The following is a 12,088-nucleotide window of genomic DNA, read 5'->3' as shown; positions in this document are numbered from 1 at the left end:
GCTTATTTGATTTAGTGTTTTACTTTTTTATAAAATCAACTGCTTGACGCATTTGGGTGGTCTTTGATATAGTTCTACTAGTGAACTATTTCATTATAGAACCTTTTAAAGAGAGAGCATAAATGGAAAGGAGGAAGCCAGATGGTAGATCAAAGGCTGTTGATGGACATTATTGCGCGGTATGAGGCGACCTATTTTGCCGTCAATCGTCAAATAAACAGCTTGTTCCGGGAAGCGATGCCGGAGGGGCTTACGGTCGAGCAATATTCCGTGCTTCGTTATCTGCGGACGCAGGGAAAGACGACCTCTTCCGAGCTTGCGGATACGTTTTGCGTAGGACGAAGCTCCATTACGGCACTAACGACACGTTTATTCGATAAACAGCTCATTGAACGGCAGCAGGACCCGAAGGACAGGCGAGTTACTTATTTAAAGCTTCTGCCAGCTGGTGAGCAGCTGACCGATCAATCTGAATTGAAAATTCAAGAAATGCTGGCCTTGCATATTCAGCATTTTGATGAGCAGGAAGCACTGCAGTTTATTACTACCTATGAGAAGCTGGCTAAAGTTATGTCTGGCACGCACGGGATAGAAGGAGGAGAAATACAGCAATGAAGACGGTATTAAAGCTAAGATGGGTACTCATGCTTGTATGGCTGCTTGTCACAGTCGGATTAATGGTGAGCGCGCCGAATATGGAAGGGCTCGTTCGTGAAAAAGGGCAGGTGTCTGTTCCGCAAGGGTATTCTTCCACGATTGCCGAGAAAATGATCGAGGAGATTGGCGGCAAGGATGCGGGCAATGGCTCTTCGACCGTGCTTGTGTTCCATGATCCGGAGGGCTTATCCGATGCGGACTTGGCAGCCGCCAAGCAAGGTGTGGAGAAGCTGAAGGCTGGGAAGGAACAGTATCATATTACCTCAATTACGACGCATTTTGATACGGAAGAGCTTAAAAAACAAATGCTGTCGGAGGATGGCAAGACGCTGCTTGTGCTTGTGAAGGTAGACACCTCCAGTGGTGATTTGTCTGGAATACGAGAGGGACTGTACAGCGCCGTTTCGGATGTCCCAATGACGCACTACTACACGGGCGGTTGGATTATCGGTGACGATGTTGCGTCAAGCGCACAAGAGGGCTTGAAGAAGACAGAGTTCATAACCGTAGGCTTTATTTTAATTATATTATTCCTAGTGTTCCGTTCGGCCGTGGCGCCGATTGTACCCTTGCTGACGGTGGGCTTTACTTATTTGTTGTCCCAATCCATCGTCGCGTTTCTTGTGGAATATTTTGATTTTCCACTTTCGAACTTTACGCAAATTTTCCTAGTTGCTGTTTTATTCGGAATTGGTACGGATTATTGCATTTTGCTGATCAGCCGCTTTAAGGAAGAGCTGGCGCATCGGGGCGGAGACATTCAGGAATCGATTTTGGCAACCTACAAAACGGCGGGCAAGACGGTATTGTTTTCTGGTCTTGCGGTATTTGTTGGCTTTGCCTCTATCGGCTTTTCAACCTTCGTGCTGTATCGTTCGGCGGTTGCAGTAGCGATTGGCATCGCGATTTTGCTGATTGCCTTGTTTACGATTGTGCCGTTCTTCATGTCGGTGCTAGGCGCCAAGCTGTTCTGGCCATCGAAGGGAGCGCTTGAGCATAAGGAGAGCGGGCTGTGGGGAGCTGTTGGAAGCTTCTCGCTGCGCAAGCCGCTTTGGGCGCTGGTTGTCGTTATGGTACTGACGGTTCCTTTTCTAGTGGCGTACAAAGGCAATGTTTCCTTTAACTCGCTTGATGAAATTGGCGATAAATATGATTCGGTTAAAGCATTTAACCTCATTTCGGAAAGCTTCGGGCCTGGTGAATCGCTGCCTTCGACGGTTGTAGTGAAAACAGCTGTACCGATGGATACAACGGATGGACTGGCGACCATTGAGCAAATTACCCGTGAGCTTTCGAAGGTTGAAGGTGTGGCGCTTGTTCGCAGTGCTACCCGCCCAACAGGCGAAGAGCTTGATGATTTAATGGTATCTGATCAAGTGGGGACGCTGAAGGATGGCCTCGACAAAGGCGAGGAAGGCCTTGGGAAAATAAGCAGCGGTCTTGCTGAAGCCAGCACCAAGCTGAGTGAAAACGAGCCAAAGCTTAATGAAGCGGCGGAAGGCGCAGGCAAGCTCGCTGCGGGAACGAAGGATTTGAAAAGCGGCATTGTGCAGCTTGGAGATGGCTTGAAACGCATTCAGCAAGGGCTGAATGATGGCTCCGCTGGAGCAGGTGAGCTTGCTGAAGGCTTGAAGCAGGCGAAAGCTAGCGCTGATCAATTGGCAGCGGCCAGCAAAGAGCTGTTGACGAACTATGAGAAGATGGAAGCGGGCGTTGGCCAGCTGTCGCAAGCCTACGGCGGCATTGCGGCTGGGCAGCAGCAATTGGCAGGCGGACTTGCGGATCTTCACAAAGGCATTAGCGGCTTAGGCGAGAAGTACCCTGAGCTGGCAGGCGATGCTGACTATGCACAGGTATTAGGCGCAGCTTCCCAAATGGAGCAGTCAGCGACCATGCTCAGCGAGCAGCTGACGCAAATTAATGGACAGCTGGGCGGCATTAATGAAGGGCTGAAGCAGGCGAATGCAGGACTTTCCCAAGCGTCAGCTGGCCAAGGCGAGCTTGCAAAAGGTTTGGAGAAGCTGGCACAAGGCATTTCCCAGCTTCAGCAGGGCATCGCGCAGGCCGCGGCTGGCCAAGGCCAAATTGTAACGAAGGTTCCTGACATAACGAAGGGGGCTGACCAACTGGCAAGCGGACAATCCGAATTGCAAGCAGGCTTTGCCGATTTGAACGGTCAGCTCAGCCAGCTGACGGACGGACTTGATCAAAGCGTGGATGGCATTACGCAGGTTAGCGACGGGCTTGGGTCAGCGAAAAACTATTTGAGCGAGCTTGGTTCCTCGCCAAACAAACAAATGACGGGCTGGTTTATTCCAGAGGAAGCGATCGTGAAGCCCGAATTCCAACAGGCTCTGGATGTGTATATGTCCGAAGATCGGATGAGTGCTAAATTCGATGTCATTTTCAGCGGCAACCCGTATGATATGGCAATTATGGCGAAAATCGACGATTTAAATGCTGCGGTTGGCCGTGCTCTTCAAGGTACAGCCTACGCGCAGGCTGATTATGCAGTGGGCGGGGTGACCAGCTCCAACCATGATTTGAACAATATCTCGAACGAGGACTACACTCGCACGATGATGCTGATGCTGATCGGCATTACGATTATTCTGATCATCTTGTTCCGCTCTATTGTTATGCCGCTTTATTTGATGGCATCACTTTTGTTGACCTTCTATACCTCTATGGCGATAACAGAAGTGATTTTCGTCCGCTTGCTCGGCAACTCGGGCATCAGCTGGGCGGTTCCGTTCTTCGGATTCGTTATGCTGGTCGCGCTGGGCATCGACTATAGCATTTTCCTAATGGATCGTTTCCGGGAATTTCGCGATCTTTCGCCGACACAGGCGATTTTGAAGGCAATGAAGAGCATGGGCGGCGTTATTATGTCGGCAGCCATTATACTTGGCGGTACTTTTGCAGCGATGCTGCCTTCTGGGGTTATGTCGCTGCTGCAAATCGCGACACTCGTATTGTGCGGATTGTTCATGTACGCGCTCATTATGCTGCCGCTGTTCATTCCAGTCATGGTGCGCATGTTCGGCAAAGCCAACTATTGGCCGTTTATGAATGAGAGCGAGCATGAGGTTCGTTATTCACCGACTAAGGATATTTCGCATCATTCTTAAGATTAAGATATGAACCATTCACTAAGCCTTCTTATCCATTGGATAAGGAGGTTTTTTGTGTATTGGCGGCAGAGAAATTGCTATTTTGGCAGATGCAGCGGGTGGCTCCTCGTTCAGAATGCGTTCAGAGGCAATTGGTATAATTAGGGCGATAATAATTGGATTTGGATAGGGGAAAGCATAAGGATAAGGAGAGGAAAGCGTGAAGAAGAAGAAGGGATTCATAGGTTTATTGACTGCTATCGTAGCAATCCATTTTATATTTGGTGGACTATATGGAACTGGAACGGTGCATGCAAGCTCCTTGGCCGGACCGCCGCTGGCGTCTATAGCCGGGCATGATTTTACGTATGGCGCTTATGTAGGAGCTCCTTATTATATTGGTATTCAACATGGCGGAACCAAGGAATATCACGCATATTTGAGGTTCAACAAAACCGCAAACGTACCTGCAGGGTATAAGGCGTATTTGAAAATCAAAGTAGGCAACGACTATGGCGCAGGCCTGGAGGATCGGGCAATTCGCGGTACTCCGATTGCCAAGGTGTGGGCGTACAAGTCAGCTTCTATCCCAACCAGTAACGATCAAATGCATACGGGCTGGCCGACCATGAATCAGGTGTTAAACACGCCAAGCACCTATGAGCTGCTGGATAGCCATCTGGGATCGATTGCTACCGGTGATCTGCTCTCACTTGATATTACTGACTATTTCAATCAGGCTTCAAACGGCATGCTTACCTTTTTTCTTACAGGTGCGGAAAGCTTGATTGGCGATATACCGGATGAAGTTCACCGGTTCCGGTTTGATACCAATCCATATATTGTCTATGAACAGGCTGTTACGAATCAAGTGCCAACGGTACCTGACTATACAGAATGGGTTAATGAGGATGAATTCGTGACGGGTAACATTGTTGGCTCCGACAATGATGGCGACATGCTGACCTATTCGGTGTCGCAGCAGGCAGCGAACGGGACGGCAACGGTCGATGCGTCGACCGGGGCATGGGAATATATTCCGAATGAGAATTATCACGGCCAGGACGTATTTAAGGTGTTGGTTAACGACGGCAAAGGGGGCACGGCAACCAGCATGGTTACAATCACCGTCGATCCGGTGAATGATCCACCTGTCACGAGCGACGACACCACGGCAACCAATAAAAATGAGAAGACGACGGGTCAGGTGACGGCAAGCGATATGGACGGCGATACGCTGACCTATTCCATTTGGCAGCAGGGGGCTTATGGTTCGGCAGCCGTTGATCCGGTGACAGGAGCATGGGAATATACCCCGATGGACGATTATTATGGTCAGGATGTATTCAAGATCGAGGTTAGTGATGGCAACGGCGGCATAGCAACGAGCACAATAAGTGTAACGATTGTGAACGTAAATGCAGCTCCGACAACGTCGGACGATTCGGCCACGACTGACGAGGATACAAGTGCGACTGGTCAGGTAACCGCAACGGATGCGGATGGTGACATACTGATCTATTCAGTGTCGCAGCAGGCGGCGAACGGGACGGCAACGGTCAATCCGTCAACCGGAGCATGGGAGTATGCTCCGAATGCGGATTATCACGGTCAGGACGTATTCAAGATTGAGGTTAGTGACAGCAATGGAGGTACGGCGACTAGCACCATTACCGTAACTGTGACTCCGGTGAATGATCCACCTGTTACGAGCGATGACACCGCGACAACGAATAAAAATGAGAAGACGACGGGTCAGGTGACGGCAAGCGATGTGGAAGGCGATACGCCAACCTACTCTATTTCGCAGCCGGCAACTCATGGAACAGCAATAGTTAATCCGGCGACAGGTGCATGGGAATATGATCCGGATGAGGGCTATTACGGTCAGGACATATTCAAGATTGAGGTTAGCGATGGTAACGGCGGCACCGCAACGAGCGCAATAATCGTCACGGTTGTGAAAGTAAATGTAGCTCCGACGACGTCGGACGATACGGAAACGACCGATGAGGATACAAGCACGACCGGCCAGGTGACGGCATCGGACGCGGATGGCGACACGCTGACGTATTCGGTATCACAGCAGGCAGCCAGCGGAACAGCAACGGTCAATCCGTCGACCGGAGCATGGGAGTATGCTCCGAATGCGGATTATCACGGCCAAGATGAATTCAAGATTGAGGTTAGCGACGGCAATGGAGGCATGGCGACCAGTACCATTACCGTGACTGTGACGCCGGTGAATGATCCGCCAACAGCTATGGATGATTCCGTAACGACTGATGAGGACACAGCGGTTACCGGACAAGTATCGGCAAACGATGTGGAGGGTGACATGCTGACTTATTCCCTTTTGCAGCAGGCTACCCATGGAAATGCAACGGTTAATGCGACGACCGGAGCGTGGGAATACACGCCGGACGCTAATTATTATGGTCAGGATGTATTTAAAGTTGAAGTAAGCGACGGTAACGGAGGCACAGTGGTCAGCGCGATATCGGTCACCATCACTTCGGTAAACGATGCTCCTGTAATGACGGGAATTGCCGCCGCTCCATATGAGCTGTTGGATACGGAGACGGAACAGCCCTTTACTGGTGTATACATAGAGGATGCGGACCCTGAACAGACGCTGACAGTCAGCATTTCACTCGATACTGCGGCAAAAGGCGGATTTACAGCCGTCTCCCTTCAAGCAGCCGGATTCAGTCTGGTCGGCAGTCAATATAAGGCGAGCGGAACGGCTGATGATTTGACGACAGCCATTCGCCAATTGGTATTTACTCCGGAGGCGAACCGGATTGCTCCGAAAACGACGGAGACTGTTGTTTTAACGGTGATGGTAGATGATGGAATAGCTGCACCAGTAGTAGACAGTCAGACGTCCCTGATTGTGACATCGGTGAATGACACCCCTACGGTAAGTACGATTTCCAATCAAAGCATAGGTAAAAATACAGCTACGCAGGCTCTAAGCTTTACCATTACTGATCCTGACGCAGAGCCGAGCGATTTTGCAGTAACTGCCGAATCGAGCAATACCGCTCTTGTTCCGCTCAGCGGAATTACACTAGCAGGCAGCGGAAAGCAACGCGCGGTTACAGTGGAGCCGGCTCAAGGAATGCAAGGCTCAGCTACCATTACAATTCATGTATTGGACAGCAGTCTGGCGGAAGGCACATCCAGTTTTACGGTGACTGTGGGGAACAGCAAGCCCGTTGTAACGGCGATTGCTCCTCAGCAAATGGATGAGGACGATGTATTGAGCTTGACGCTGTCGGGTACGGATGAGGATTTGGATACGCTATCCTTTCTGGTCGATGCTCAGGCGGAGCACGGTCAAGCGGTTATTGCCAATGGCAATCAGCTGACATACACGCCTAATCAGGATTTTAAAGGAGACGACAGCTTTGCAATAAAGGCCTTTGACGGGGTAGATGAATCCGATCCGATTACGGTCCAAGTGACGGTCATGCCGGTGAATGACCAGCCGATAGCTGAGAATGCAAGCTACGATGTAGAAAGTCTGACATCTTTGACCCAAAAGCTGCATGCAACTGACGTGGACGGAGATTCATTGACCTTCCGTATACTCACAACCGGTACGAAGTCCTCCAGCGTGACGATTATTAACGGCGATGAGTTTGTTTATGTGCCGAGCCCGGGTCAGCTAGGGACAGACAGCTTCACCTATGTAGCTTCGGATGGACAGGAGGATTCCGATCCAGCCGTTGTTACAGTAAATATTACACCTTATGGAATTAGCGAATTAGGAGCGCTTTCGACCAGCACGGGCAGCCTGTCGCCTGCTTTCAACAAGGATACGCTGAGCTACGAGCAAAATGTAGCTTACGCAGTTGAAGCAACGACAATTACAGCTGAAGCCTTTGATCCGCTTGCCACGGTGACGATAAACGACCAATCGGCAGACAATCCGGTTACCGTGCAATTAAATGTCGGGCTGAATGAAATTCCGGTCACAGTTGCAGCGGCCGACAGCTCCAAGCCGAGTCGTACTTATCTGGTGAAGGTGACACGCGCCCAGCAAAGCTCAGGTTCAACTCCTTCAACAGGCACTTCCGTTCAAACGGGGACAGTTGCAGCGGGAACTGGAATTTCAGTATATGTAGACGGAGTGAAGCAGGAGCAGACGGCTACGGTGCAGACGTTCACCAGCAATCAGCTGCGTTATGCGACGGTGACGCTTGAGAACGACAAAATCATTAAAAAGCTGGAGTCCGAATCCAATCGCGAAGTCGCGATTCCGTATACAGAAGCGGCAGACAGCGTGAACAGCTTGCTAAATGGTCAACTGCTCAAGGTAATGACAGATAAAACGGCGACGCTTGAAATACAAACGGCCTCGGCCTCCTATGCATTCCCGGCATCGCTTATCCCTGTTGATGCGATTGCCAAGGAGCTAGGAGCGCAGAACAGCTTAAAGGATATTATTTTCAGTATTACAATTGCAAAATCGGCAAAATCGGAGTCTGATCAAGTATACGCCGCGGCATCTGGCCAAGGCATGGAGATTGCTGCTGTGCCGCTGGAATTCCATATTACAGCTTCGTACGGCGGAAAGAAGACGGATGTTTCCGCCTTTAGCGGCTATGTGCAAATGATGATCCCAATGCCAGAGGGAGCCAATGCGAATCGTATTACGACAGGAGTTGTGCTGCACTCCGATGGACAGCTCTATCATGTGCCTACCAATATTACGATGCTGAACGGGAAGTATTATGCAGTGATCAACAGCTTGACAAACAGCACGTATTCAGTCATTTGGCATCCGCGTGAAATGCAGGACCTGGCGCAGCATTGGAGCCGCGATGAGGTGAACGACCTGGCTTCCCGTATGGTTGTACAAGGGACAAGCGAGACGGCCTTCTCTCCGGATGCTTCGATTACCCGCGCTGAGTTTGCGGCGATTATCATACGTGGCTTAGGCTTGCGCCCAGCGGTTCTACAAGGGCAAAGTAAGTTTTCAGATGTACAGGCCGGAAGCTGGTATGCCGGTTATACGGAAACAGCGGCGGCTTATGGCCTTATTACTGGTTATGCTGATGGTACATTTGGCGCCTTGAAGACTATTACCCGCGAGGAAGCAATTGCGATTATCGCAAGAGCTGTAGCTTATACGAAGCTGAGTGCTTCGGGATCTATGGATAAGCTGTCCGCTTTCGCGGACCAGAATGAAATCAGCAGTTGGGCAAAAGACGCTATGGCCGCTGCGGTTGAGCTTCAAATGGTGACGGGTAATTCCGGACAGCTGCATCCGCAGGACAACATTACCCGTGCGGAGGCTGCTGCACTCATTCGCAGACTGCTGCTGCAGGCTGATTTAATCAACGGGTAGTCTGCTAAACAATCGGCACAGAACAAAAAAATTCGAGGAGGAGATTGAAATGGCAGATTCATATTTAGGCGAAATCAGGCTGTTTGTCGGCACGTACGCGCCGCAGGGTTGGGAACTATGCAATGGGCAAGTGCTGAAGGTTCAGGATCATGAGGCGTTATTCAGCCTTATCGGCGCAACCTACGGTGGGGACGGGCGAACAACGTTTGCCCTACCTGATTATCGAGGGCGCGTTCCCATTCATATGGGTACCAGCTCAACAGGCAGTACATTTTCCCTAAAAGATAAAGGCGGGATGGAGACGGTCCAGCTGACGCAGGCACAGCTGCCAGCCCATACGCATTTAGCGGCAGCCCAGCAGTCTGCGGGCGATGAGGCTTCGCCGGCAGGCCATTTTTGGGCGGCGAGCACGGTCAAGCAATATTATGAAGGAACAGCAGCGCCGAACGCTGCAATGGAACAAGCGGCTTTGTCCTCAGAAGGTGGCAATCAGGCACATAACAATATGATGCCTTTCATGGCGCTAACTTATATTATTTGCATACAAGGCACCTACCCTATGATGGATCATTAAGCAATTCTAAGACCATCGATAATTAAGAGGAGGAAGGAATTATATGGAAGAATGGTTTCTTGGCGAAATACGTTTGTTTGCAATCGGCTACGCTCCCGCAGGCTGGGCTCAATGCAATGGACAAATGCTTAAAGTGAGTGAGCATCAAGCTTTATTCTCGATTATTGGCAATAAATTCGGTGGGGATGGCAAAACCACTTTCCAACTGCCAAATCTGCAGGGAAGGGCTGCCATAAATCCAACAATAGACGAAGTATTCCCTGTATATTCGACCGGCGGAACAGAAACGCATGCCTTGACGATAAATGAAATTCCCCAACACACGCATTCGCTGTCTGCCAGCTCGGCCACAAGTACAAAAGGAGCGGCTGCCTCCAATGTATGGAGTGAAAGCAGCGCAAAGCCCTACAGCAACACGGCGGATGGTTACATGTCGCCTAAGGCAATCGGGATGACGGGCGCCACACAGGCCCATTCCAATATGCAGCCCTACGCGGTCGCAAATTTTTGCATTGCAATTTCAGGTACTTATCCGCCGAAAAATTAATTAGAATCAGAAAGCGAGGCTTGACATGGACGCTTTTATTGGAGAAATTCGTTTATTTACAGGAAACTACGCTCCGGAGGGCTGGGCCTTTTGTCATGGACAGCAGGTTTCTCTCCCGCACAATCAAGTATTATACTCGGTATTAGGAGGTGCTTTTGGCACGGACAAAAAAACGTATTTTACACTGCCTGATTTGCGGGGCCTCGTACCGATACATCAAGGCAGCGGAGCAGGTCTGACTCCGAGGCAGTGCTATGAAAAGGGCGGCAGCATGACAGAAACGATTACCACCTCTGAAATGCCAAATCATACACATCAGCTGAATGCTCATACAACGGGCAATACGATGGATGCATCCAATAATATATGGGCGACTACACCGCGCGGTACTACAGTTAGTGTGTATAATGAGGAACAACCGGATGCGAGCATGCATCCGAACGCTATAACTGCAAGCGGAGGGTCTCAAGCGCACAATAATATGCAGCCATACTTAGCGATCAATTACATTATCTGTATAACTGATGGCATTTATCCGGTTAAAAACCAGTAGTAGCGGAGAATAGAATGGAAAAAGAAGCGGCCCGGCACAAACGCGTTGGCGAATGTGCGGGCCGCTTCTTTTTCATGATGTATGGCAGAAGGTGGCATGCTGCTTCTCTTAAGCCATTGTCTGCGAAAGCACAATGCCGCCGTAAGCGAAGGCGACGCAGATGACAATCGCTGGATGGATCTTCTTGCGCTCCATCGCCCAGTAGGCGACGGCAGCGATAGCGAGCGTCTGCCAGAGGCCGGCGGATTGCACGGCCGTGCTTGCCATTTGCCATGTGAGCAGCAGCATCATGATGGCGACAACGGGCTGAACGAGCAGCGTCATGCCTTTGACGATGGGAGACTGGCGATGCTTTTGCAGCAGCTTGAGCAGAAAAATCAGCGCCACAGCCGAAGGGATAATCGTTGCCGCAAGAGCGATTGCCATGCCCGGAATGCCGTATACATCGTATCCGACAAATGCGGCAATTTTGGTAGCGATCGGCCCGGGAAGGGCATTGCCAAGCGCAAGTATGTTTGAAAATTCAGCATCGGTTGACCACTGGTAACGATCCACAATCTCATGATACATAAGCGGAATGGAAGCGGGGCCGCCGCCATAGCCTAAAATATTTGCCAGAAAAAAACCAATAATTAAATCCAACCAATCCATAGTGTCTGCTCCTTATGCGCTCGCGCTCGTATTATTGCCCTTATCGCGCCGATTGTTTTTCCACTTCTTCACCCATGCGGCAGCTTTGAAATGCATCGCCCCATAGAGGAGGAATGCGGCAATAACGACCGCGTCCTGAATATTCACAACCTGCAGGAGAAGAAAAGCGAGTGCACAGCTGATTAGTCCAGCTACCCAGCCCAGTCCCTTTACCGCACGGTTGCCAAACTCATAAGCCATCACGCCAAGCATAACCGCAATAACGGGTATAACCGCAGCGATCATGCCCTGCACAACAGCGGAGCCGCTAAGAATTTGTACAGCGGACAGCAAGGCGATCATCGCGATAGCCGAAGGCAAAATATGAGCAAGTACAGCGGCGAGTGCCCCCAGCCAGCCTTGCAGCCGATAGCCGAGATAAGCGGCCATTTTGGTCGCAATCGGTCCGGGCAAAGCATTGGCCAGCGCCAAAATTTCGCCAAACTCCTCATCGTTAATCCAATCATAGCGAGTCACAGCCTCATGCCGAATTAAGGGAATAACGGAAGGGCCACCCCCAAAGCCGAAAATGCCGGTTTTAAACATCGCCCAGGAAAGCTGTCCATATGCCTTGGTGCTTGTTGTCGTCTCCATT

8 protein-coding genes are annotated in these 12,088 nt (G+C 50.5%); 6 read left to right on the top strand and 2 right to left on the bottom strand.

The genetic code is table 11. The features are described 5' to 3' along the window. Positions 1–141 precede the first annotated feature (141 nt). The 6 genes from MHB80_RS28200 (at position 142) to MHB80_RS28175 (ending at position 10,803) form a co-directional block, all read left to right on the top strand. Positions 142–615: a MarR family transcriptional regulator gene (locus tag MHB80_RS28200; protein ID WP_341280027.1), complete on the top strand. Its 474-nt coding sequence runs from the start codon at positions 142–144 to the stop codon at positions 613–615. Beyond that, entirely contained in the window at positions 612–3,788 is a 3,177-nt protein-coding gene (locus tag MHB80_RS28195; protein WP_341280026.1) for an MMPL family transporter, read from the top strand. The genes MHB80_RS28200 and MHB80_RS28195 overlap by 4 nt, the downstream gene beginning before the upstream one ends. 202 nt (positions 3,789–3,990) lie before the next feature. Beyond that, complete coding sequence (locus tag MHB80_RS28190; protein WP_341280025.1) at positions 3,991–9,129, top strand: tandem-95 repeat protein; 5,139 nt, start codon at positions 3,991–3,993, stop codon at positions 9,127–9,129. A gap of 49 nt (positions 9,130–9,178) precedes the next feature. Then, positions 9,179–9,703 carry a tail fiber protein gene (locus tag MHB80_RS28185; RefSeq protein ID WP_341280024.1) on the top strand — a complete coding sequence of 175 codons (525 nt, stop codon included), beginning with the start codon at positions 9,179–9,181 and terminating at the stop codon, positions 9,701–9,703. A 43-nt stretch (positions 9,704–9,746) separates the two neighbouring features. After that, complete coding sequence (locus MHB80_RS28180; protein WP_341280023.1) at positions 9,747–10,250, top strand: tail fiber protein; 504 nt, start codon at positions 9,747–9,749, stop codon at positions 10,248–10,250. A gap of 25 nt (positions 10,251–10,275) precedes the next feature. After that, complete coding sequence (locus MHB80_RS28175; RefSeq protein WP_341280022.1) at positions 10,276–10,803, top strand: tail fiber protein; 528 nt, start codon at positions 10,276–10,278, stop codon at positions 10,801–10,803. A 108-nt stretch (positions 10,804–10,911) separates the two neighbouring features. Here MHB80_RS28175 and MHB80_RS28170 read toward each other — a convergent pair whose 3' ends face one another. Together MHB80_RS28170 and MHB80_RS28165 are read right to left on the bottom strand one after the other, a co-directional pair. Then, on the bottom strand, positions 10,912–11,454 hold the full coding sequence (locus MHB80_RS28170) for a chromate transporter (RefSeq protein WP_341280021.1): 543 nt from the start codon (positions 11,452–11,454) through the stop codon (positions 10,912–10,914). Positions 11,455–11,466: 12 nt separating this feature from the next. Further along, positions 11,467–12,087 carry a chromate transporter gene (locus MHB80_RS28165; protein WP_341280020.1) on the bottom strand — a complete coding sequence of 207 codons (621 nt, stop codon included), beginning with the start codon at positions 12,085–12,087 and terminating at the stop codon, positions 11,467–11,469. Position 12,088 lies beyond the last annotated feature (1 nt).

The organism is Paenibacillus sp. FSL H8-0537, assembly GCF_038051995.1.
Lineage (GTDB): Bacteria > Bacillota > Bacilli > Paenibacillales > Paenibacillaceae > Pristimantibacillus.
Note: the sequence above shows the minus strand (reverse complement) of the source record. Positions and strands in the feature narration are given on the sequence as shown.